22 protein-coding genes are annotated in these 21,692 nt (G+C 63.3%); 14 read left to right on the top strand and 8 right to left on the bottom strand.

Going from position 1 to position 21,692, the window contains the following annotated elements:
* Positions 1-2: 2 nt before the first annotated feature.
* On the bottom strand, positions 3-506 hold the full coding sequence (locus VM94_RS01765) for a hypothetical protein (RefSeq protein ID WP_046681911.1): 504 nt from the start codon (positions 504-506) through the stop codon (positions 3-5).
* A 168-nt stretch (positions 507-674) separates the two neighbouring features.
* On the opposite strand from VM94_RS01765, the gene VM94_RS01760 reads away from it, so the two are divergent.
* The 7 genes from VM94_RS01760 to VM94_RS01730 all read left to right on the top strand — a co-directional run bounded on the left by VM94_RS01760 (position 675) and on the right by VM94_RS01730 (position 8,261).
* The gene (locus VM94_RS01760; RefSeq protein ID WP_046681910.1) at positions 675-1,364 is read left to right on the top strand and encodes a response regulator transcription factor; all 690 of its coding nucleotides are present in this window, start codon (positions 675-677) and stop codon (positions 1,362-1,364) included.
* An 81-nt stretch (positions 1,365-1,445) separates the two neighbouring features.
* Positions 1,446-2,720: a glutamyl-tRNA reductase gene (gene hemA / locus VM94_RS01755; protein ID WP_046681909.1), complete on the top strand. Its 1,275-nt coding sequence runs from the start codon at positions 1,446-1,448 to the stop codon at positions 2,718-2,720.
* An 87-nt stretch (positions 2,721-2,807) separates the two neighbouring features.
* On the top strand, positions 2,808-3,884 hold the full coding sequence (prfA, locus tag VM94_RS01750; protein WP_046681908.1) for a peptide chain release factor 1: 1,077 nt from the start codon (positions 2,808-2,810) through the stop codon (positions 3,882-3,884).
* A 174-nt stretch (positions 3,885-4,058) separates the two neighbouring features.
* Entirely contained in the window at positions 4,059-4,529 is a 471-nt protein-coding gene (locus VM94_RS01745) for a disulfide bond formation protein B (protein ID WP_046682061.1), read from the top strand.
* An 11-nt stretch (positions 4,530-4,540) separates the two neighbouring features.
* Positions 4,541-5,371, top strand: a complete 831-nt coding sequence (gene prmC, locus VM94_RS01740; protein ID WP_046681907.1) for a peptide chain release factor N(5)-glutamine methyltransferase — start codon at positions 4,541-4,543, stop codon at positions 5,369-5,371.
* A gap of 216 nt (positions 5,372-5,587) precedes the next feature.
* On the top strand, positions 5,588-7,189 hold the full coding sequence (gene gshA, locus VM94_RS01735; RefSeq protein ID WP_046681906.1) for a glutamate--cysteine ligase: 1,602 nt from the start codon (positions 5,588-5,590) through the stop codon (positions 7,187-7,189).
* Positions 7,190-7,217: 28 nt separating this feature from the next.
* The gene (locus tag VM94_RS01730) at positions 7,218-8,261 is read left to right on the top strand and encodes a histone deacetylase family protein (protein WP_046681905.1); all 1,044 of its coding nucleotides are present in this window, start codon (positions 7,218-7,220) and stop codon (positions 8,259-8,261) included.
* 81 nt (positions 8,262-8,342) lie between these two features.
* Here VM94_RS01730 and VM94_RS01725 read toward each other — a convergent pair whose 3' ends face one another.
* Complete coding sequence (locus VM94_RS01725; protein ID WP_138828948.1) at positions 8,343-9,125, bottom strand: LytR/AlgR family response regulator transcription factor; 783 nt, start codon at positions 9,123-9,125, stop codon at positions 8,343-8,345.
* Positions 9,112-10,377 carry a histidine kinase gene (locus VM94_RS01720; protein ID WP_046681903.1) on the bottom strand — a complete coding sequence of 422 codons (1,266 nt, stop codon included), beginning with the start codon at positions 10,375-10,377 and terminating at the stop codon, positions 9,112-9,114. Before VM94_RS01720 ends, VM94_RS01725 begins: the two co-directional genes overlap by 14 nt.
* Before the next feature lie 284 nt (positions 10,378-10,661).
* On the opposite strand from VM94_RS01720, the gene VM94_RS01715 reads away from it, so the two are divergent.
* Positions 10,662-11,087, top strand: a complete 426-nt coding sequence (locus VM94_RS01715; RefSeq protein WP_034783746.1) for an organic hydroperoxide resistance protein — start codon at positions 10,662-10,664, stop codon at positions 11,085-11,087.
* Between the two features lie 61 nt (positions 11,088-11,148).
* Here VM94_RS01715 and VM94_RS01710 read toward each other — a convergent pair whose 3' ends face one another.
* Entirely contained in the window at positions 11,149-11,991 is an 843-nt protein-coding gene (locus VM94_RS01710; protein ID WP_046681902.1) for a type 1 glutamine amidotransferase domain-containing protein, read from the bottom strand.
* A gap of 108 nt (positions 11,992-12,099) precedes the next feature.
* Between VM94_RS01710 and VM94_RS01705 the strand changes: the two genes are divergently transcribed.
* From VM94_RS01705 to VM94_RS01695, 3 genes are read left to right on the top strand one after another with little or no spacing between them, the layout of a single operon-like run.
* Positions 12,100-13,008, top strand: coding sequence for a LysR family transcriptional regulator (locus tag VM94_RS01705; RefSeq protein ID WP_046681901.1), 909 nt, complete (start codon positions 12,100-12,102; stop codon positions 13,006-13,008).
* A gap of 39 nt (positions 13,009-13,047) precedes the next feature.
* Positions 13,048-13,521, top strand: coding sequence for a GNAT family N-acetyltransferase (locus VM94_RS01700; protein ID WP_046681900.1), 474 nt, complete (start codon positions 13,048-13,050; stop codon positions 13,519-13,521).
* A complete protein-coding gene (locus VM94_RS01695; RefSeq protein WP_046681899.1) occupies positions 13,518-14,195 on the top strand; it encodes a diphthine--ammonia ligase in 678 nt (225 codons plus the stop codon). Before VM94_RS01700 ends, VM94_RS01695 begins: the two co-directional genes overlap by 4 nt.
* Before the next feature lie 66 nt (positions 14,196-14,261).
* Here VM94_RS01695 and VM94_RS01690 read toward each other — a convergent pair whose 3' ends face one another.
* Positions 14,262-14,723 (bottom strand): FKBP-type peptidyl-prolyl cis-trans isomerase, encoded by a 462-nt coding sequence (locus VM94_RS01690; RefSeq protein WP_138828949.1) that lies wholly within the window; start codon positions 14,721-14,723, stop codon positions 14,262-14,264.
* A 155-nt stretch (positions 14,724-14,878) separates the two neighbouring features.
* Positions 14,879-16,756 carry a potassium transporter Kup gene (locus tag VM94_RS01685; protein WP_046681898.1) on the bottom strand — a complete coding sequence of 626 codons (1,878 nt, stop codon included), beginning with the start codon at positions 16,754-16,756 and terminating at the stop codon, positions 14,879-14,881.
* Between the two features lie 237 nt (positions 16,757-16,993).
* On the opposite strand from VM94_RS01685, the gene rarD reads away from it, so the two are divergent.
* Complete coding sequence (rarD, locus tag VM94_RS01680) at positions 16,994-17,878, top strand: EamA family transporter RarD (protein ID WP_046681897.1); 885 nt, start codon at positions 16,994-16,996, stop codon at positions 17,876-17,878.
* 96 nt (positions 17,879-17,974) lie between these two features.
* The gene (gene ettA, locus VM94_RS01675; protein WP_034752850.1) at positions 17,975-19,642 is read left to right on the top strand and encodes an energy-dependent translational throttle protein EttA; all 1,668 of its coding nucleotides are present in this window, start codon (positions 17,975-17,977) and stop codon (positions 19,640-19,642) included.
* Positions 19,643-19,714: 72 nt separating this feature from the next.
* On the opposite strand, the gene VM94_RS01670 is transcribed toward ettA, so the two are convergent.
* Complete coding sequence (locus tag VM94_RS01670; protein ID WP_046681896.1) at positions 19,715-20,296, bottom strand: porin family protein; 582 nt, start codon at positions 20,294-20,296, stop codon at positions 19,715-19,717.
* Between the two features lie 225 nt (positions 20,297-20,521).
* Between VM94_RS01670 and VM94_RS01665 the strand changes: the two genes are divergently transcribed.
* Positions 20,522-21,103, top strand: coding sequence for a molybdopterin-dependent oxidoreductase (locus VM94_RS01665; protein ID WP_046681895.1), 582 nt, complete (start codon positions 20,522-20,524; stop codon positions 21,101-21,103).
* Positions 21,104-21,109: 6 nt separating this feature from the next.
* On the opposite strand, the gene VM94_RS01660 is transcribed toward VM94_RS01665, so the two are convergent.
* On the bottom strand, positions 21,110-21,472 hold the full coding sequence (locus tag VM94_RS01660; protein WP_046681894.1) for a hypothetical protein: 363 nt from the start codon (positions 21,470-21,472) through the stop codon (positions 21,110-21,112).
* Positions 21,473-21,692 lie beyond the last annotated feature (220 nt).

Raw genomic sequence — 21,692 nt, 5'->3', positions numbered from 1 at the left:
AGTTAATCCGGCCTGACCGTGAGCAATTCCTGCGCCACCGCGGCGCAGGCGTTCACGTGCTGGTTGCCGATCTGGCGGAACACGGCATAGCCGATGGCTGCCGCCACCGCCTGGCCGGCAAACGGCACGAAGCGCGCCACCTGCTTGGTGGCTAGCTTGACGCCACTGCGCTTGAGCAGGTGGAGGATCAGTTCGCGCGACACCAGCTTTCCTACCAGCATGCCGCCCATACCCACCGCCGCGCGGTAGGCCATCATCTTGAACTGCGGGTTCAGGCGCTCGATCTGCTCGGGCGTGAGGCCGAATTCGTGGTTGATATCGTTGATCAGCATGGAAAACAGGCCCACGTCGGACATCAGGTCGATGCCGGGAATGGGAATGGCCGAGGCGCCCGCCGACATCATGGCGCGCCGCTGCACCAGGCGCCGGCAACGCTCGCGCACTTGCTCGATTTCCGCACGACTGGCCGGTATCAGTGTCCAATCGGTAGTGCTCTTGTCTGACATGGCCGTTTCTCCACAGTAGGGGGTAGATGAACAAGTGTAACGTAAAGGGTCTGCCCTCCGATTTCACTGGACACAGTTGCAATCTCTGTTATATTTCACTTGAGCATTCCTTAACATTACGATAAGCAGAGCAGACCGTCTGTTTGTTGCTACACACTCCAGCCAATTATGCGAATTGCCGTACTCGATAGCGACCATAGCCAGGCAGAACTGATCTGCCAGGTGCTCACCGCCGCCGGCCACGCTTGCCACGAGTTTCAGAGTGGCAAGGAAATGCTGGGGCAACTGCGCAAGGACAGTTGCGACATGCTCATCCTCGACTGGCATGTGAGCGATCTGGACGGTGCGGAAGTCTTGCGCCGTGCCCGGGAAAAACTGGCGCCGAAGGCGCCCGTGTTGTTTATGACCAACAGTTCCGGTGAAGACGACGTGGTGGCGGGCATGACGGCCGGTGCCGACGACTACATGATCAAGCCCCTGCGGCGCAGCGAACTGACCTTGCGCACCCAGGCGCTGCTGCGCGTGGCGTATCCGGCCCAGAATGGCGCCGAGTACTTGCAATTCGGTCATTACACGTTTGAAACCCGCCCCGGCCGCCTGCTGCGCGATGGCGAAGTACTGGACGTAACGCACAAGGAATTCGCCCTGGCGCTGCTGTTTTTCCGCAACCTGGGCCGGCCCCTGTCGCGCGCCTACATCCACGAAGCCGTGTGGCAGCGCGACACGGCCCTGCCTTCGCGCACCATGGATACCCACGTCTCGCGCGTGCGCAACAAGCTGCAGCTGAAACCGGAACACGGCTACCGGCTCGTGCCCGTCTACAGCTATGGTTATCGCCTGGAAAAACTGGGCGGCTGAATGGCGGCAAACGGCTGACCTGCTCAAAGCGCGGGCACAAAGCGCTATAATGTCGGCATAAGTCACCCCAACAGCCCTGAAATGCAACTGCTCGCCGTCGGTCTCAACCATACCACCGCCCCAGTGTCGCTCCGCGAACAGCTGGCGTTTGCGCCTGAGCACTTGGGTTCGGCGGTGATGGCGGCGCGCACCTGGTTCCAGCGCATCGACTTGCGCGACAACGATGAAGCGGCCATCCTGTCGACGTGCAACCGCACCGAGCTGTATGCGGCCAGCCACGTGCCCAATCCGCTCGACGCGGGCGCGCATTTCCTCGCCGACTATCACAAGCTCAACTACAGCGAGCTGCGCCCCCACTTGTATATGCTGCCGCAGCACGATGCCGTGCGCCACACCTTCCGCGTCGCCTCCGGGCTCGATTCGATGGTGCTGGGCGAAACGCAGATCCTGGGGCAGATCAAGGACGCCATCCGCACGGCCGACGAGGCGGGCGGCCTGGGCACGTATCTGCACCAGTTGTTCCAGCGCAGCTTTTCCGTGGCCAAGGAAGTGCGCAGCAGCACGGAAATCGGCGCCCACAGCGTGTCCATGGCGGCCGCCGCCGTGCGCCTGTCGCAGCGCATCTTCGACAAGATCGCCGAACAGAACGTGCTGTTCATCGGCGCCGGCGAAATGATCGAATTGTGCGCCACGCACTTTGCGGCGCAAAACCCGAAAAGCATCACCATTGCCAACCGCACCATGGAGCGAGGCGAGGAACTGGCGCACCGCTTCAACGGCAAGGCCATCCGCCTGGCCGACTTGCCGGAGCAGCTGCACCAGTTCGACATCGTCATCTCGTGCACGGCGTCATCGTTGCCGCTGCTGGGCCTGGGCCTGGTCGAGCGCGCCATCAAGGCACGCCGCCACAAGCCCATGTTCATGGTCGACTTGGCCGTGCCGCGCGATATCGAAGCGGAAGTAGGCCGTTTGAACGACGTCTTCCTGTACACGGTCGACGACCTGGGCAAGGTCGTGCAGACGGGCCTGGAAAGCCGGCAAGCGGCCGTGGCGCAAGCCGAAGCCATCATCGAGACGCGCGTGCAGTCGTTCATGAGCTGGGTCGACGACCGCGCCATGGTGCCCGTCATCCAGCATTTGCATGAAAACAGCGAATCGTTGCGCCTGATGGAAGTGGAACGGGCGCGCAAGATGCTGGCCAAGGGCGCCGATATCGACGCCGTCCTGGAAGCGCTGTCGAAAGGCTTGACGGCCAAGTTCCTGCACGGCCCGCAGCAGGCGCTGCACCACGCGCAAGGCGACGAGCGCAAACAGCTGGTCACCCTGCTGCCGAAACTGTTCCGCCCCCGCCGTTAGCGCAGCCCCGCTGGCCGCCCGCGCGCGGCCACCCTTGCCCGCCTGCCGGGCTTGCATCATCCCTACACTCTTTTACCGCGAATCGCTATGAAACCATCCATGCTGGCCAAACTCGATCAACTGGCGAACCGCCTGGTCGAACTCGACGAACTGCTGATGCATCCGGACGCCACGTCGAACATGGACAGCTACCGCAAGATGACGCGCGAGCACGCCGAACTGGGCCCGCTCGTGGCCCTGTACCGTTCCTACCAGGAAGCGGGCAACGATATTACGACGGCGCAAGAGATGCTGGGCGATCCGGACATGAAGGAATTCGCCCAGGAAGAAATCGAGGCAGCGAAAGCCACCATGACGCGGCTCGAACGCGAACTGCAGACCATGTTGCTGCCGAAGGACGTCAACGACGAGCGCAACATCTTCCTGGAAATTCGCGCCGGCACGGGCGGCGATGAGTCGGCGCTGTTCGCGGGCGACCTGCTGCGCATGTACACGCGCTTTGCCGAGCGCAACCGCTGGCAGGTGGAGCTCGTGTCCTCGTCCGACTCGGACCTGGGCGGCTACCGCGAAGTGATCGTGCGCGTGGTCGGTAACGGCGCGTATTCAAAGCTGAAATTCGAGTCGGGCGGCCACCGCGTGCAGCGCGTGCCGGCCACGGAAACGCAGGGCCGCATCCACACCTCGGCCTGCACGGTGGCCGTGATGCCGGAAGCCGATGAAGTCGAGGACGTCAACATCAACCCGGCCGACCTGCGCATCGACACCTACCGCGCTTCGGGCGCCGGTGGACAGCACATCAACAAGACGGATTCCGCCGTGCGCATCACCCACTTGCCGACCGGCATCGTGGTCGAATGCCAGGATGACCGCAGCCAGCACAAGAACAAGGCGCAAGCCATGAAAGTGCTGGCCGCGCGCATCAAGGACGTGCAGCTGCGCGAACAGCAGTCGAAGGAAGCGGCCACGCGCAAGAGCCTGATCGGCTCGGGCGACCGCAGCGAGCGCATCCGCACTTACAATTTCCCGCAAGGCCGCCTGACGGACCACCGCATCAACCTGACGTTATATAAGCTGGACTTCATCATGGATGGGGATTTGACGGAGTTGACGAATGCGCTGGCGGCAGAACATCAGGCGGAGCTATTGGCGGCGCTGGGCGACTAAACGCTGACGCCGTTGCGTCGGCTTACGCTGCGCTAAGCCGACCTACGCCACAATTTGTAGGTCGGCTTGGCGCGCAGCGCGTAAGCCGACAGCTTTAAGTAGCGGCTAAGCAATAAAAATCGGCCCTTGTGCGAAAATGACCAGCTCGATTCCATCCACCTCACCGTGTCGCCCATGAAAAATTCACGCACCGTCCTCCTGTTGACCGCCGCCCTGTGTTTCCTGATGCTGGGCGTGGCCATGTATTTGCAGCATGCCATGAACATGGCGCCGTGCCCGCTGTGCGTGATCCAGCGCTACCTGTTCCTCGCCATCGGCATCGCCTGCCTGGCTGGCGCGGTGGCCAACCGGCCGAAAATCGGCGCGGGCGTCGGCCTGCTGGCAGCCCTGGGCGGCCTGGGCGTGGGCGCCAAGCATTTGTACGTGCTGGCCAATCCCGGCTTCTCGTGCGGCATCGATCCGGTGGAAACGGCGCTGAACAAGGTCTTCACGGCCGAACTCATGCCCTTCATGTTTGAATCGTACGGCGCCTGCGAAAGTGCCGGCGAGCCGTTTTTCGGCCTGTCGATCCCGCAATGGGCATTCGCCTGGTTCGCCATCTTCGCCATCGCCATGCTGTGGACCTTGCTGCGCCGTCAGAAATAATTGAAAGCACCATGCCAGAAACCTTGATTCCCGCCGGCAGCACTGTCGGCGCCCTGCAAATCCGTCCGCTGCTCGATCCGCTCGATAACCGCATTTTGCTCGGCCACGCGCTGGGCCTGTCGCGCGTGAGCCTGATCACGCAATCGGAGCGTGTACTCACTCCCAACGAAACGGAACGGCTGTCGAACTTGCTGGCGCGCCGCCTGCAGGGCGAGCCCATCGCCTATATCGTCGGCCAGCGTGAATTTTTCGGCCTGCCGTTCGAAGTGAACGACGCCGTGCTGATCCCCCGCCCCGACACGGAAGTGCTGGTGGAACTGGCGCTAGAGCGCCTGCCACCGGGCGGACGGGTGCTCGACATGGGCACGGGCAGCGGCGCCATCGCCGTTGCGCTGGCGCACACGCGCCCCGACGCCGTCGTCACGGCCCTGGACGTGAGCAGCGCGGCGCTGGCCGTGGCGCGCCGCAACGCCAGCGCCAACGGCGTCAACATCACCTTCATGGCCAGCGACTGGTTCGAAGCGCTGGGCACGGAAAAATTCGACCTGATCGTCTCGAATCCCCCCTACATCGCCAGCGGCGACCGCCACCTGGCCGAAGGCGATCTGCGCTTCGAACCGACGGGCGCGCTGACCGACCACGCGGACGGCTTGTCGGCCCTGCGCACCATCGTTTCCGGCGCCGCACGCCACCTGGCCTCAGGCGCCTGGCTGCTGATGGAGCACGGCTACGACCAGGCGGCGTCCGTGCGCGGCTTGCTGGCCGACGCCGGCTACAACAAAGTGCAAAGCTGGCGCGACCTGGCCGGCATCGAACGGGTCAGCGGCGCCCGCCTGGGCTGACGGCCGCCACGTGCGCAAAGCTTGACCCGGCAGCGCGCCAGATCCCCCCGCAGTTTGTTAAACTATCAAGCGAATTCCTGACCGAAGCGCCGTCCCCGTTGCCCGGGACGGACGCTGGCGACGCGGCGTTTTTTGGGCCGGCGCCGACGCATTTGCCAAAATTCGGTTAATCTCAGCACAAATTATTTATATGCTGCACAAGAAAGGAAGCTCAAATTGCCCAACCTGTTGACTCGCCGCCTGGCATTGCTGACCGAAGATGCCAACCGCGCGCTGCTGGGCGGCTTGCGCGGCATCGAACGTGAAACCCTGCGCGTCGACCACGCCGGCCATCTGGCTTCCACGCCCCATCCCGCCGCTCTGGGCTCGGCGCTGACGCACCCTGAAATCACCACCGACTACGCCGAGGCGCTGCTTGAATTCATCACGCCGGCCGAAGCCGACATCGGCGTCACGCTCGACAAGCTCGACACCGTGCACCGCCACGCCTACAGCCGCCTCGGCGACGAGTTGCTGTGGAGCCAGTCGATGCCATGCCAGCTGCCGCCCGAAGCGGAGATCGAGATCGCCAACTACGGCAGCTCGAACATGGGCATGCTCAAGCACGTCTACCGGCGCGGCCTGGCCTTGCGTTACGGCAAAGCCATGCAATGCATCGCAGGCATCCATTACAACTACTCGCTCGACGAGCAGCTGTGGCAAGTGCTGGCCAGCAATCCGGACACCAGCGCCAGCGCCACGCAGGCGGCAGCCACGCCGAAAGACGTGCAGTCGGAAAGCTATCTGGCGACGATCCGCAACTTCCGCCGCTACAGCTGGCTGCTGATGTACCTGTTCGGCGCTTCGCCGGCCCTGTCGGCCGGTTTCCTGCGCGGCCGCGCGCACAAGCTCGATACCTTGTCCGACGATACCCTCTTCCTGCCGTACGCCACCAGCCTGCGCATGAGCGACCTCGGCTACCAGAACGACGCCCAGTCGGGCCTGCGCCCGCACGAAAACAGCCTGGACGACTACGTCAACGCGCTCACGCACGCCGTCAACGACCCGTATCCGCCGTATGCCGCGCTGGGCACAAAGAAGGATGGCGAGTGGATACAATTGTCCACCAACGTGTTGCAGATCGAAAATGAATACTATTCGACCATCCGCCCGAAGCGCGTGATCCGCACGGGCGAGCGGCCGATACAAGCCCTGTGCCTGCGCGGCGTGCAATACATCGAAGTGCGCTGCATGGATGTCGATCCCTTCGAACCGGTCGGCATCAGCCTGGAAACGGGCCGCTTCCTCGACGCGTTTTTGCTGTTCTGCGCGCTCGACGACAGCGGTCCCATCTCGGCCGAGCAAAGCGCCTGCTACACGAACAATTTCGCGCGCACCGTCAAGGAAGGCCGCAAGCCGGGCTTGAGCCTGCGCCACGACGGCGAGGAAATCACCCTGCAGGCCTGGGGCGAGGAATTGCTGGCACGCATCGCCCCCGTGGCAGCTCTGCTCGACTCTCACCATGGCGGCACGCAGCACGCGGACAGCCTGGCGGCGCAAGCCGTCAAACTGGCCAACCCGGACGCGACGCCATCGGCGAAGGTCCTGGCCGAGCTGCGCGCCAACGGCGGATCGTTTGCCGCCTTCGGCCTGCAGCAAAGCGAACGCCACGCGGCGTTTTTCCGCGCGCATCCGCCCACGGCCGAGCAAAGCGCGTATTTCGACGCGATGGCCGCCAGCTCGCTGGCCGAGCAGCGCGCCATGGAAGCGGCGCCAGCCGGCAGCTTCGACGATTTCGTCGCCGCCTACCGCGCCAGCACCCTGTGCTCGCACACCTGATCCTGCCCGACTTTTTGCCTGGCGCCCCATGCTGACCTTCTACAATGAATTGCACGGCCAGCACTGGGGCCGCTTCGAGATGTTTCGCGGCACCATGGTGCCCTGCTTCGAGACGCCCGAACGGGCCGACATGGTGGTGGCCGAGCTGGGCCGGCGCAACCTGGGCCGCATCGTCACGCCGCACGGCGTGCCGCTGACGTCGCTCGAGCGCATCCACACGCCCCGCTACCTGCATTTTTTGCGCCACGCCTGGCACGACTGGCTGGCGCTCGACCCGGATAATGCGGGCAAGGATGCGCTGCCATCCGTGTGGCCCGTGCGCACCTTGCGCAGCGATATCGAACCGGACGACTTCACGGCCAAGCTGGGGCTGTACTCGATGGACAATGGCACGCCGCTGACGGCCGGCACGTGGACGGCGGCCAAGACGGGCGCCGACTGCGCCGTCAACGCGGCCCACGCGCTGCGCCTGGGCGAGCGGGCCACGTTCGCCCTCACGCGCCCGCCGGGCCACCACGCGGGCAGCGATTTCTTTGGCGGCTACTGTTTCCTGAACAACGCGGCCCTGGCCGCACAGCATCTGCTCGACGACGGCGCCCGCAAGGTCGCCATCCTCGATATCGACTACCACCACGGCAACGGCACCCAAAGCATCTTTTACCAGCGCGACGACGTGCTGTTTGCCTCGATCCACGCCGACCCACGCAATGAGTATCCGTTTTATCTGGGCCATGCCGACGAGACGGGCAGCGGCGCGGGACTCGGCTACAACGTCAACCTGCCGCTGCCGGCCGGCAGCACTGCGGCCAGCTGGTTTGCCGCGCTGGAAACGGCCTGCCTGCGCATCAATATGTATGCGCCCGACGCGCTGGTGGTCTCGCTCGGTGTCGACACCTTCGCCGGCGACCCGCTGTCGCGCTTCGCCCTGCAAAGCGGCGACTACCTGCGCGTGGGCGAACGCCTCGCGCACCTGAACCTGCCCACCGCCTTCATCCTCGAGGGCGGCTATGCAGTGAAGGAAATCGGCATCAATGTCGTCAATGTGCTCGAAGGTTTTGAAACCGCGGAGTAATTCTGGGGTCAGACCCCCGTCCACGTTGACGGTGAGCCTGGCGTTAGCAGTGTTGAGGGTCTGACCCCAGCTTTAGCAGCGCTACATATTCCGGAACAAACTCATGAACGGCTGGCTCACGGCCAGGGTTTCCGGCCGCGTCTTCAGGCGCAAGACACCGCGTCCCACCTCGTCGCGCGTGACGGACGCCACCATCTTCATGTTGACGATGGTGGAGCGGTGGATCTGCTTGAAGATGGCCGGGTCGAGCACGTCGAGCAGTTCGCGGATCGGCTTGCGCAGCAGCGCCTCGCCGTCCGCCGTCATGACGGCCGTGTACTTGGTGTCGGACTGAAAATAGGCGATGTCTTCCACCATGATCAACCGCGTATCCTTGCCGCTGCTGGCCGTCAGCCACACCAGCGGCGGCGACTTGGCGGCGGCCGGCAAAGCACTGCTCAATTGCTGCAGCAAGCCGGCCAGCGCGCCATCGCCCGCCCGGGCCTTGCCGGCCCGCGCCCGCACGCGCTGCAGGGTCGCTTGCAGGCGCTCGCGGGCGATCGGTTTCAACAGATAATCGACGGCGCCCTTGTCGAAGGCGTCGATCGCGTACTGGTCGTAGGCCGTGACGAACACCACCTGCGTGGCGGGACTCGCTTCGAGCGCGCCGGCCGCCACTTCCAGCCCCGTCAGGCCCGGCATGCGGATGTCGAGGAAGGCGACGTCGGGCTTGTGCGTGGCGATGGCCTCGAGCGCCGTGCCGCCGTCGTCGCAGGCGGCGACGATGCGCAGTGCCGGCCACTCTTCGGCCAGCAGGGCCACGAGCGCGTCGCGCAGCAGGGTTTCATCTTCGGCGATGACGCAAGTCATCTCAGGCTGATGCATACGACACTCCTTGCGCCGTACTGTCGGGCACCGTGATGGTGGCCGTCACGCCATCGGGGAAATTGGCGACAATGGCAAACGCGGCGGCATTGCCGTAGGTCAGGCGCAGGCGTTCGCGCACATTGCGCAGGCCGATGCCCGTGCCGGCGCCATCGTCGCTGAAGCCCTTGCCGTCGTCGGCCACCGTGACGATCACCGTGCCATTGCCGCTGCGCGCCATGATCCAGATGGTGCCGCCGCCGCTTTTCGGCTCCAGGCCATGCTTGATGGCGTTTTCCACCAGGGTTTGCAGCATCATCGGCGGCAGTTCCACCTGGCGCAGGTATTGCGGCACTTCGATCTGCAGGTTCAAACGCCCGCCCATGCGAATTTTCAAAATATCGAGGTAGGCGCGCGCCCGTTCCAGCTCCGTGCCCAGGGTCGACATGGCTTGCTCCGTGCGCGGCAGCGAGTGGCGCAGGTACAGGATCAGGTTGCCCAGCATTTCATCGGCGCGCACGGGGTCGCTGCGCGTGAGCAGCTGCGCGCTGGCCAAGGTGTTGTACAGGAAGTGCGGCTCCACCTGCGCGTGCAGCAGGCTCAGTTTGGCCACCGTGAGTTCCTTTTCCGTCACCGTCTGGCGCGCCTCGGCCTGCTCGCCGCGCCGGCGCTGCGCCACGCGGCGCGTCATCGCCCGCGTCACCGCTTCCGCGTTTTCCAGGTTGCTGCCATGGTCGACGAGGAACCAGTCCGTCCAGGCATTGCGCCCCGGCTCGCAGATCAGGGTTACGCTGCCCGCCTCGCCATTCGGCGTGACGGTGGCGAGGATCTGGTTCGGCCGCGGCTCGAGGAAACCCAGCACGCGCATGCGGGGCAAGCCCGTGTGCGTGTAGGGCGCGGCACGGCGCACTCTAGCCTGTACTTGCAGGCTGTCGCGCGCGCTTTCGACCACTTCGCTGCCCGGCAATTCGCGGATGGCCGCGTCGATCATGTCGAACGCCTCGCCCGCCTCGAACGGAATCTCGATCTGCCGTCGCTGACGGCTCGACAGGGTGCCGGCATTGACGGCGCCGGCAATCAGGCGCACGCGCCGCACGTGCGAAAACGCATTCGTGATGACGGCGCTGGCCAGCAGCGCGCCGACGATGACAAAGAAGCCTTCCGTATGCCCGAAGATATGGCGCAGGAAATTCTCCACCAGGATCGCCGTGGCGATGATGTAGGTGACCATCGTGGCCAAGGTGATGCGCAGGATAAAGAAGAGGCTAGTCATGATTTTTCCTTGGGGTTTGAAGTGAGCCAAGCATAACCATCGGTGCGCGCGGCGGTGGCCATTATGCGATGGAAGGCCCGTAGTGGCGACAAAGGCTGCAAAATAAAGCATCAATCCGCGCCGTCCCGAAATAAAATCGCTTGCAATTAAATAGCGCGCGATATATATTGTGTACATGGACGCCGGCAAGTGCTTCTGCAGACGGAGATCCTGGGGCGACAGCCCATGAAACAAGTAGTACACTATTTAGTAGCCACCTATTTATCTACCTAAAGGAAACCATCATGTCGATCAAGCAAGTCCTGTACCGCGCTCAAGCCACCGCCACCGGAGGCCGCGAAGGCCGTGCCGTGTCGTCCGACAATGTGCTGGACGTCAAGCTGACCACGCCAAAAGAACTGGGCGGCAATGGCGCCGTCGGCACCAATCCGGAACAACTGTTCGCCGCCGGCTACTCGGCCTGCTTCATCGGCGCCATGAAATTCGTTGGCGGCCGCGACAAGATCGCCCTGCCAGCAGACCTGTCCATCGAAGGCAACGTCGGCATCGGCGCCATCGAAACGGGCTTCGGCATCGAAGTGGAACTGAAAATCTCGCTGCCAGGCATGGAGCGCGCCGCCGCCGAAGCGCTGGTCGCCGCCGCCCACATCGTCTGCCCGTACTCGAACGCCACGCGCGGCAACATCGACGTCACCCTGACGATCGTCTAATCCCCGCTGCACGCACTGTACCTCCCCGGCCGCGCCCTGGCGCCGCCGGGGATTTTTTGCGTTAACGCAACACCTGCAGCGCCTGCAGCAGCCTGTCCGCCAGGGCCGGCGCCGAGGCGGGATTCTGTCCCGTGATCAGTTCGCGGTCGACCACCACGTTGCTGGTCCATGGCGCCTGGTTCTGCACATAGCGCGCGCCAGCTGCCTGCAAGCCCGATTGCGGATAGAACTTCATCGTTCCGCCCTTCAGCGCGCCTTGCGCCGCCAGCTCTTCCTGATTGCTGATGACCGTCATGCGGTAGCCGCTGTAGATCCAGTCCGCTGGCATGGGCGGCGTGCGTCCCGCTTCCAGCGCGGCCGCAAACGCTGCCGCCTGCGGCAAGGCCGACAGCAGGGCGATGGGGCCGTGGCACAGCAGCGCCGTCGGCTTGCCGTCCGCGTGGAACTGACGCAGCAAGGCGCCCAGGCCGGCGTCCTTCAACAGATCCTGCATCGGCGCGTGGCCGCCCGGCACCAGCACGGCCGCGTAGTGTCCGTAACCGATTTGCGCCACCCGTTTCAGGCTGATCACGGGCGAGCGGCCCGGCACCGTCAGCGCCAGCTGGTCCAGCAGCGACTTGTGCGCCGCGTGCGCGGCCGCGTCGCCGCCAAAGTAATCGACCGTATCCGAGCTGGCGTCCAGGGTGGGCGCCTGGCCCTGCGGCGTGGCGAACGTCACCGTGTGGCCCGCGTCGAGCAGCTTTTTCACGGGCTGCATCAATTCATTCAGATAAAAACCCGTCGAAAAGACCTTGCCGTCGCGCAGCTCGAGGTGATTGGCGTCCGACAGCACGACGAGGACGTCGGCCGCCTGGGCGGTGGAAAAGGCGGCGAGCAACAGGCTGCTGATCAGTAATTTTTTCATGGTGTGGCCTTTCTGTAGAGAGGTCACCAGCATATTCCGAATCAAAATGGGGAAAAATGATGAATAATGCACAGCACTGATGCGCAATACGACTGAATAAGGCAAGACATGGATAAATTGCAGGCAATGCAGCTGTTTCGCCGCGTGGCCGAGCTGGGCAGCTTTCGCCGCGCGGCCGACGAACTGGACTTGTCGGCCTCGTACGTGAGCCGGCGCATCGGCCAGCTGGAGCAGGAGCTGGGCGGGCGACTGATGACGCGCACCACGCGCCAGCTGGCCCTGACGGAAACGGGCGCCGCCTACCTCGAGCACTGCCGCAAGCTGCTCGACGAGCTGGCGCAGGCGGAAGACATGGTGGCCCATTCGACGGCGCACGTGACGGGCCGCCTGCGCATCAATGCGCCGCTGACCTTGGGCGTGGGCGAGCTGGCCGAAGGCCTGGCCGATTTCATGGCCGACTGGCCCGCGCTGCGCCTGGACGTCGACCTGAAGGATGAATATGTCGACCTGGCGGCGGCCAACTACGACCTGGGCTTTCGCGTCACCACCGCGCTCAACGATTCGAGCTACGTGGCGCGCCACATCCACGACTACCGCCTGCACATCTGCTGCGCGCCCGCCTACCTGGAACGCCACGGCCCCCTGCGCGAACCCACGGACCTGACGCGCCAGCGCTGCTTCATCTACAGCCACGCGCTGTTCGGCAGCCGCTGGCCGCTGCGCCATGCGGGACCACACAGCGACATCGAAGTGCCGAACTGGGTCCGCACGAACAACACCCTGTTCATGCGCAGCCTGATCCTGCGCGGCCTGGGCATCGGCATCCTGCCCACCTTTGTCTGCCGCGAGGAACTGGCCAGCGGCGCCCTGGTCGAGCTGTTTCCGGACATCGAGCGGCCCAGCCTGGCGCTGTTCGCCATCTATCCATCGCGCCAGCTTGTGGCGCCCCGCGTGACGCGCTGCATCGAGCACCTGAAGCACTGGTATGCGCAGCGCTATCCCACGCCGGCCGCGTGAAGCCGGTAAAATCACGCCACTCTCAATCAAGGATGACCCATGATCAGCTGGCAATGGAACACGTTCGACGAACTCGGCCCCCACGATTTGTACCAGGTGCTGGCCTTGCGCCAGCGCGTGTTCGTCATCGAACAGCAGTGCATTTACCCGGACCTGGACGGCCATGACCAGCAAGCCATGCATTTGCTGGGCTGGCAAACGGTCGATGGCCAGCGCCGTCTGGCCGCCTACCTGCGCGTGCTGGCACCGGGCGCCAAGTATGTGGAAATGTCGCTGGGCCGCGTGCTGACGGCGCCCGAGGCACGTACCACGGGCGCCGGCAAACAGCTATTAACGGAAGGCATCGCCCGCGCCGTACGCCAGCATCCTGGCCACGCCATCCGCATCGGCGCGCAGCAGTACCTGGAGCGTTTCTATCAGTCCTTCGGTTTTGTCACCGTCAGCGCGCCCTACGATGAAGACGGCATACAGCACGTCGACATGCTGCGCGCGGCGCCGGGAGCTGCGGCGTGACGACGGCCCTGATTTCCTGGAGCGGCGGCAAGGATTCCTGCCTGGCCCTGTGGCGCGCGCGCAACGCCGGCATGGCCGTTCCCCTGTTGATCACGGCCATGGATGAAGATGGCCGCAAGTCGCGCTCGCACGGCGTGCCGCCCGAGCTGCTCGCCGCGCAGGCGGCCAGCCTGGGCGCGCGCCTGCAGCGCTATCACGCCAGCTGGGCCAGCTATGAAGAGCAATTCATCGCCATGCTGCGCGCGGCCAAGGCCGAGGGCATCGATCATGCCCTGTTTGGCGACATCGACTTGCAGCCGCACCGCGACTGGGAAGAAAAAGTCTGCGCCGCGGCCGGCCTGACGGCCCACCTGCCCCTCTGGGGCGGGGACCGCCGCGCGCTGGTCGACGAATTTCTCGCCGCCGGCTTCAAGGCCATCGTCGTGTGCATCAATGGCCAGCACTTGCCGCGCACATTTTGCGGGCGCGAGTTCGATGCGTCCTTCCTGGCCGACCTGCCGCCCGGCGTCGACGCCTGCGGCGAAAACGGCGAATTCCACACCTTCGTCTACGACGGCCCCGCCTTCAGCGCACCGGTGGCGCTGCGCCGCACCCAAGTGCTGCAATACGACGCGCCTGCCAACTTGGGCGGCGCCACGTATTACTTCCAGGAGCTGGCCCCGCCCGAGGAATAAAAGGGCCGCCAAAGCAAAAAGGGCGATTCCGTGGAATCGCCCTTTTATTTTCTGCCCTGCGCGTGCTTACTTTTTCGTCACGCTCACCAGCTTGATCTCGAACAGCAAGCCGGCGTAGCCAGGAATCTTCGGCGCGCTGCCCGCCTTGCCATAACCGAGGTCATACGGAATGGCCAGGGTGCGCGTGCCGCCGACCTTCATGCCGACCAGGCCGCGGTCCCAGCCCAGGATGACACGGCCGATACCCAGAGCGAAGGTAAAACCGGCGCCGTCCGGGCTCGCATCGAATTGCGTGCCTTTGTTGCCCGGCTTGCTCGCGTCATACAGCCAGCCCGTATAGGTCACCAGCAGGGTGTCGCCCGCCGCCGCTGCCGTGCCGGTGCCGACCACCGTATCGGTAATGGTCAGTTCTTTCACTTGCGTATTCGGGTCGAGCACGACCGGCTTCTCGGTGTTGGCAGCAGCACCGCAAGCGGTCAGGGCCACGGCGCAAGCGAGGGTGGCGATCATTTGAAATACCGATTTCATGGTTTCCCTTTAAATATTGGTGTGTGGCTCAGCCCGTACGGTGCGGACCGGTGCGAGCAGCAGTTTAACAGGAGTCGCGCAGCCAATTTGTAAGCAGACGTAAGCACGGCGCTAAATTGCGCACCGATACAACATTGCCAAAATGGCCACATCATCTAGATTTCCACCTGCGTGCCCAGTTCGATCACCCGGTTGCTCGGGATCTGATAGTAGTCGGCCGCCGTGCGCGCATTGCGCGACATGGTGACGAACAGGTGCTCGCGCCACGGCATCATGCCGGCGCCCGGCGTCGAAATGATGGTCTGGCGCGCAATGAAGAACGACGTTTCCATCATCTCGAAATCCAGTCCCTGCTGGGCACATTGCGCCAGCGCGGCCGGAATGTCCGGTTCATCCTTGAAGCCGTAATGCACATTGACCTGGTAGCACTGGTGGCCCAGGTCCACCACGCGCACGCGCTCCGATGGCGCCACCCACGGCTCTTCATGCATGAAGACGGTGAGGAAAATGACGCGCTCATGCAACACCTTGTTGTGCAACAAGTTATGCAACAACGCATGCGGCACGCCATCCGTTTCGCCGCGCAGGAAGATGGCCGTGCCCGGCACGCGCAGCGGCGGCGCGATGAACAGCGACGAGAGGAAATCGTCGAGCGGGATCGCGTGCTTTTCCAGGTTCTGGAACACCAGCTGGCGGCCCCGTTTCCAGGTCAGCATGACGATGAACAGAATCGAGCCCAGCAGCAGTGGGAACCAGCCGCCATGGAACAGTTTCAGGGCAGTCGCCGACACCAGGTTGACGTCGATGATCAGGAAAAAGCCCGTAGCGGCCCAGCACAGGGCCAGGTTCATCTTCCAGCGGTAGCGGATGACGAAGAAGGTCAGGATCGTGGTCGACAGCATGGTGGCCGTCACGGCGATACCGTAGGCGGCGGCCAGGTTTTCCGAGGAACCGAAGCCGATGACGGCCAGCAGCACCACGGCCAGTTGCAGCCAGTTCACGGCGGGAATGTAGATTTGCCCGATTTCGCTTTCCGACGTGTGGCGCACGCGCATGCGCGGCAAGAAGCCCAGCGCGATCGCTTGCTTGGTCATCGAGAAGGTGCCGGAAATGGTCGCCTGCGAGGCGATCACGGTGGCCATGGTCGACAGGATCACCAGCGGGTACACGCTCCACGCGCCCAGCTGCTGGTAAAACGGATTCGTGACGGCTTCCGGATGGGCCAGCAGCAGACCGCCCTGGCCCAGGTAGTTCAGCGCCAGCGCGGGAAAGGCGATCAGGAACCAGGCCAGGCGGATCGGCTTCTTGCCGAAGTGGCCCATGTCGGCGTACAGCGCCTCGGCGCCCGTCAGCGCCAGCACCACGGCGCCCAAGGCAACGAAGGCAACGAAGCCGTTATTCATCAGGAAGGTCGCCGCGTGCAGCGGATTGAGCGCGGCCAGGATGGCTGGCGACTTGATGATGTTGACGACGCCCATGCCGGCCAGCGCGGCAAACCACAGCACCATGATGGGGGCAAAATAGCGGCCGATGCCGGCCGTGCCGTGCGACTGCACCGAATACAGCGCCACCAGCACCACCATCGTCAGCGGCACCACATACGGACTGAAGGCGGGCGTGGCCACTTCCAGGCCCTCGATCGCCGACAGCACGGAAATGGCCGGCGTAATCACGCTGTCGCCATAGAACAGGGTGGCGCCGAAGACGCCGATCACCATCAGCGGGAAATGCCAGCGCGACAGGCGGCTGACGGACGACAGCACCAGCGCCATCAGGGCCATGATGCCGCCCTCGCCGCGGTTATCGGCGCGCAGCACCAGGGTCACGTACTTGAGCGAGACGATCAGGGTCAGGCCCCAGAAAATCAGCGAGACAATGCCCAGCAGGTTCTCGGGCGACAGCATCAGGCCGTGGGCCGGGTCGAAGACGGTCTTCAAGGTGTACAGCGGACTGGTGCCGATATCGCCGTAAACGATGCCGACGGCCGCCAGGGTCATGCCGGCCAGGCCGCTTTTTTTATGTTCCGACGTCAAGATTGCACCCGTTTTTGTTTTGTTGCATCGCACAATATGATAGGTATTAGCAAATAGCAAGAGTATTTTTGCATGGTTCCGGGCTACCCCAAGGTCGTGATTTTGTGCCGCTCCGCCTTGCTGCGCGGGCTTGCGGCCATTGATTTGTTGCCATTCTACGCCTCGTCAGCGGCGCCGGGCAGCCCCCGATGTTTTCAGACATAATGACAGACTGTCTACTCTCCTGCGAAGCCCATCATGAATCCAGGCATGTTGTACGCCTCCCTCGCCTTCCTGTGCTGGGGCCTGTTCCCCCTGTACTTTCACGCCATCGGCGAGATCGCGCCGCAGGAAATCCTGGCGCACCGCATGGTCTGGTCGCTCTTGTTCCTCGGCATCGTGCTGACCGTGCGCCGGCAGTGGAGCTGGCTGGGCAGCCTGAAAGCGCAGCCCAGGGTCGTGGCCAGCTTTGTTGCCAGTGCGTTTTTGCTCTCGGCCAACTGGTTCATCTATATCTGGGCCGTCAACAACGGCCACGTGGTCGACGCCAGCCTCGGCTACTTCATTACGCCCCTGATCAATGTCATGCTGGGCTTTTTGCTGCTGCACGAGCGCCTGCGCCGCCTGCAGTGGCTGGCCATCGGCCTGGCCGCCTGCGGCGTGGCCTGGCTCACCTGGCAGGCGGGTCAAGTGCCGTGGATCGCCCTGCTGCTGGCGGCCTCGTTCGGCGGCTATGGCTTGCTGCGCAAGACAGCCGCGCTGGGCGCGCTGGAAGGCTTGTCGTTTGAAACATTGATTCTGTTTCCCCTGGCGCTGGCCTACATGCTGTGGCTGGCCTGGCATGGTCAGAGCGGCTTCGTCAATACAGATTCCACCGCCACGCGCGCGCTGCTGCTGGCGTCCGGCCCCATCACGGCCATTCCCCTGCTGCTGTTTGCCGCCGGCGCGCGCCGCCTGCCGCTGGCCGTGCTGGGGCTATTGCAATACATCGCCCCCACGGGCCAGCTCCTGATCGGCGTGTGGGTCTTCCACGAATCGTTCACGCCCGAGCGCATGCTGGGCTTCCTCGTCATCTGGACGGCGCTGGGCCTGTATGCGGCCGAAGGGTTGTGGAGCGGCCGCCGCGCGCGCAGCGCCGTCTAGTCTTGCCCTGGCGTCCGTTTCCGCAGCGCGCAGCGCTGGCCGGAAGCGGGCGTTTACCGTATCCTGTCCGTCTTTGTATATCACCCGAGATTTCTAATGGCAAATTACGTCTACACCATGAATCGCGTGGGCAAAATCGTCCCGCCCAAGCGCCAGATTCTGAAAGATATTTCCCTCTCCTTCTTCCCAGGCGCGAAGATCGGCGTGCTGGGCCTGAACGGCTCCGGCAAATCGACCCTGCTGAAAATCATGGCAGGCATCGACACCGACATCCAGGGCGAAGCCGTGCCGATGCCAGGCCTGAACATCGGCTACCTGCCGCAGGAACCGCAGCTGGACCCGGCAAAAACCGTGCGCCAGGAAGTCGAATCGGGCCTGGGCGAAGTATTTGAAGCGCAAGCCAAGCTGGAAGCCGTGTACGCCGCGTATGCCGAGGAAGACGCCGATTTCGACGCCCTGGCCACGGAACAGGCACGCCTGGAAGCGATCATCTCCACTTCCGACGGCGGCAATTTGAATTTGCAACTGGAAATGGCCGCCGACGCGCTGCGCCTGCCGCCATGGGACGCCACCATCGGCGTGCTGTCCGGCGGTGAAAAGCGCCGCGTGGCGCTGTGCAAGCTGCTGTTGTCGAAACCGGACATGCTGCTGCTCGACGAACCGACCAACCATCTGGATGCGGAATCGGTCGACTGGCTGGAACAATTCCTGCTGCGCTTCCCCGGCACCGTGGTGGCCATCACCCATGACCGCTACTTCCTCGACAACGCGGCAGAGTGGATCCTGGAACTGGACCGCGGCCACGGCATTCCATGGAAGGGTAATTACTCGACCTGGCTGGACCAGAAGCAAGCCCGCCTGAAGCAGGAAGAGGCGACGGAATCGGCACGCCAGAAGGCGCTGCAGAAGGAATTGGAATGGTCGCGCCAGAACCCGAAAGCGCGCCAGGCCAAGTCGAAAGCCCGCCTGGCCCGCTTCAACGAGCTGTCCGAGCACGAATACCAGAAGCGCAACGAAACGCAGGAGATCTTCATTCCCGTGGCCGAACGCCTGGGCAATGAAGTCATCGAGTTCAAGAACGTGTCGAAAGCGTTCGGCGACCGTTTGCTGATCGACAACCTCAGCTTCACCGTGCCGCCAGGCGCCATCGTCGGCATCATCGGCCCCAACGGCGCCGGTAAGTCGACCCTGTTCAAGATGATCACCGGCAAGGAAACACCGGACAGCGGCGAAGTGGCCATCGGCCAGACGGCGCGCGTGTCCATCGTCGACCAGAACCGCGATAGTCTCGCTGACAACAAGTCCGTGTTCGAAGACGTCTCCGGCGGCGCCGACATGCTGACGGTCGGCCGCTTTGAAATGCCGTCGCGCGCCTACCTGGGCCGCTTCAACTTCAAGGGTTCGGACCAGCAAAAGCAAGTGGGCAACCTGTCCGGCGGTGAACGCGGCCGTTTGCACCTGGCGAAAACCCTCTTAATGGGCGGCAACGTCCTGCTGCTTGATGAACCGTCGAACGATCTGGACGTGGAAACCTTGCGCGCGCTGGAAGACGCCCTGCTGGAATTTGCCGGCAGCGTCATGGTCATTTCCCATGATCGCTGGTTCCTCGACCGTATCGCCACGCACATCCTGGCGTTCGAAGGCAACTCGCAAGTCACCTTCTTTGACGGCAACTATCAGGAATACGAAGCCGACAAGAAGAAACGTCTGGGCGAAGAAGGCGCGAAACCGAAACGTATCCGCTACAAGCCATTGACCACGTAATTTCGGTCCGGCAATGCAAAAAGGCAGTTACCTCGCGGTAACTGCCTTTTTTTTCAGCAAACTTCCAGGTGATTAGAAGTTGTAGCGTGCGCCAAGGGCCAGGCCGGTAGCCTTGCGGCCCTGGTCGGCGCTCTTGCCGAAGTGTTCCACTTCCGCCGTCAACGAGACTTTCTCGTTGATCGCGTACTGGGCGCCGACGGAAGCGTAGACGCCCGTCTTGTCATTGCCGCTGATGCCGGTCGACAGGCCCGTGCCGCTCACGCTGTTCTTGACCTTGGCCACACCGAGCTTGCCGAACACGCCGACCTTGTCGGTCACGGGCATGGTGGCCTTGCCGGCCAGGTAGTAGCCGTGCGAATCGCTTTTCACGGAACCGTTGCCGGCGCCCGTGACATAGCTGTAATCCTTGCTGCCGAAATCGGCATAGCCACCCTCGACCGCCCAGGTCTTATCGAAATCGTAACCGGCGAATATCTTGGCACCGGCCTTGTAGCCGCTGTGATTATCGGCGCTGGTGGCGCCAGGAATATCAAAGTTATAGCGGTTGCCCGTGACACCGGCACCCACATAGGCGCCCTCGGCGTGTGCGGCGCTCATGCCGGTCAGTGCGGTAACGGAAGCGATCATTGCAAACAGGATTTTCTTCTTCATCATGTTCTCTCTCTCAATTAGTGAATGTTGCCTGGATTCGCAGTTCAGCGAAGTGCGATGAGGACACCATAACAGCCAAAAAAAGCTACGTCTTTCTCCATTCCGTAAGAACTGTGACAAGATGTAAGCCAACATTCCAAACTGACAATAACCGTAAAATGCGCACTGTTAAGCGAACTTAAGATAGACTTAAGAACATTATCGATTTTCAGTCAAAAGGAGAAGTGCATGCATAAACGCCAGTTTCTCGCCGCCGCCATGGCTGGCGCGGCCCTGCCCGCCATCGCCCAGGCGGCGCCGGCCGGCCTGCGCGGTCCGGCCTTGCTGACCATCACGGGCAGCATCGACAAGCCCAACCGGGGTCCGTTCGACGCCGTGCGCGACCAGATGATGCACAAGCAAAAGATCAGTTTTGAGCGGGCGCGGGCATTCGACTTTGCGGCGCTGGCGAACTTGCCGGCGCGCACCATCCACCCCACCCTGGAATACGACGGCAAGGCGCATGCCTTGCGCGGGCCGTTGCTGGTCGATGTCTTGAAGGCGGCGGGCGCGCCCGAGGAAGGTGATATTCGCCTGCTGCTGCGCGCCGTGGACGGCTATGCGGCGGCGCTGACCATGGCGCAGGCGCGCGCACAGCGTTTTATTGTCGCCACCCACCTGGACGGGCAGGCGATGGCGCTGGGCGGGCTGGGGCCGCTATGGGCGATCCACGATGCGGACCGCATCGCGGCCGTGGCGGCACTGCCCCTGGCGGAACGGTTCGCCAGCTGCCCGTGGGCGCTGTATCACATTGGCGTGGAGACGGGTTGAAGCAAATTATGCGTAAGCTTCCGCCATCGACATCACGCGTGGGGCGATGGTGATGCCATGCTCCTCGAACAGGGCCGTGATGGCCGCCACGTTCTGCGTGCACTCCTCGGTTTTCCAGCCCTTGAAGATATCCGTGCCATCCTTCTGGAAATGCAGGTCCAGCACTTTGCCCCCATCCTTGTGCAGGTAGGGCGAGCTATAGGTGTTCTCGAAGCCCAGTGCCTTCAACTGCCCCAGCAAGGCTGATGGTGGATGGTCGGGATCGGTGGCGAGAAAAATGCCGAAGGTCTTGCCAGGCGGCTTGGCGGCGATGTCGACCTCGTAGATGCCGGGGGCCTTGCTGACGGACGTACTCTTTAAAAATAACATGCAACACTCCCTGCGCGTAATGTCCCGCGCCTGAAACGGGCGGCAAGACAGGGGCGGTGCGCAATGATTCCCCTCGTCAAATCTTATTGCTAATTGGCATCTTTGTCGACAAATCGGCACTTTTATTTGGTAAGTCGTGGTTATCTTGTCGCGTTCGCCAGCGTAAATTATCAATAAAGCCAGTTATCATTGCGCCAATACCCGCCCTGCTGCATACTTT

It is taken from the genome of Janthinobacterium sp. KBS0711 (assembly GCF_000988085.1).
Lineage (GTDB): Bacteria > Pseudomonadota > Gammaproteobacteria > Burkholderiales > Burkholderiaceae_D > Janthinobacterium > Janthinobacterium lividum_E.
Note: the sequence above shows the minus strand (reverse complement) of the source record. Positions and strands in the feature narration are given on the sequence as shown.

Excerpts from the sequence above, each read along its gene's own strand:
- ettA (WP_034752850.1), top strand. The coding sequence starts at position 17,975 with ATGGCAAATTACGTCTACACCATGAATCGCGTGGGCAAAATCGTCCCG.
- VM94_RS01730 (WP_046681905.1), top strand. The coding sequence starts at position 7,218 with ATGCTGACCTTCTACAATGAATTGCACGGCCAGCACTGGGGCCGCTTC.
- VM94_RS01700 (WP_046681900.1), top strand. The coding sequence starts at position 13,048 with ATGATCAGCTGGCAATGGAACACGTTCGACGAACTCGGCCCCCACGAT.
- prmC (WP_046681907.1), top strand. The coding sequence starts at position 4,541 with ATGCCAGAAACCTTGATTCCCGCCGGCAGCACTGTCGGCGCCCTGCAA.
- VM94_RS01665 (WP_046681895.1), top strand. The coding sequence starts at position 20,522 with ATGCATAAACGCCAGTTTCTCGCCGCCGCCATGGCTGGCGCGGCCCTG.
- rarD (WP_046681897.1), top strand. The coding sequence starts at position 16,994 with ATGAATCCAGGCATGTTGTACGCCTCCCTCGCCTTCCTGTGCTGGGGC.
- VM94_RS01765 (WP_046681911.1), bottom strand. The coding sequence starts at position 506 with ATGTCAGACAAGAGCACTACCGATTGGACACTGATACCGGCCAGTCGT.
- VM94_RS01670 (WP_046681896.1), bottom strand. The coding sequence starts at position 20,296 with ATGATGAAGAAGAAAATCCTGTTTGCAATGATCGCTTCCGTTACCGCA.
- VM94_RS01705 (WP_046681901.1), top strand. The coding sequence starts at position 12,100 with ATGGATAAATTGCAGGCAATGCAGCTGTTTCGCCGCGTGGCCGAGCTG.
- VM94_RS01760 (WP_046681910.1), top strand. The coding sequence starts at position 675 with ATGCGAATTGCCGTACTCGATAGCGACCATAGCCAGGCAGAACTGATC.
- VM94_RS01690 (WP_138828949.1), bottom strand. The coding sequence starts at position 14,723 with ATGAAATCGGTATTTCAAATGATCGCCACCCTCGCTTGCGCCGTGGCC.
- VM94_RS01660 (WP_046681894.1), bottom strand. The coding sequence starts at position 21,472 with ATGTTATTTTTAAAGAGTACGTCCGTCAGCAAGGCCCCCGGCATCTAC.
- VM94_RS01710 (WP_046681902.1), bottom strand. The coding sequence starts at position 11,991 with ATGAAAAAATTACTGATCAGCAGCCTGTTGCTCGCCGCCTTTTCCACC.
- hemA (WP_046681909.1), top strand. The coding sequence starts at position 1,446 with ATGCAACTGCTCGCCGTCGGTCTCAACCATACCACCGCCCCAGTGTCG.
- prfA (WP_046681908.1), top strand. The coding sequence starts at position 2,808 with ATGAAACCATCCATGCTGGCCAAACTCGATCAACTGGCGAACCGCCTG.
- VM94_RS01715 (WP_034783746.1), top strand. The coding sequence starts at position 10,662 with ATGTCGATCAAGCAAGTCCTGTACCGCGCTCAAGCCACCGCCACCGGA.
- VM94_RS01720 (WP_046681903.1), bottom strand. The coding sequence starts at position 10,377 with ATGACTAGCCTCTTCTTTATCCTGCGCATCACCTTGGCCACGATGGTC.
- VM94_RS01725 (WP_138828948.1), bottom strand. The coding sequence starts at position 9,125 with ATGCATCAGCCTGAGATGACTTGCGTCATCGCCGAAGATGAAACCCTG.
- VM94_RS01745 (WP_046682061.1), top strand. The coding sequence starts at position 4,059 with ATGAAAAATTCACGCACCGTCCTCCTGTTGACCGCCGCCCTGTGTTTC.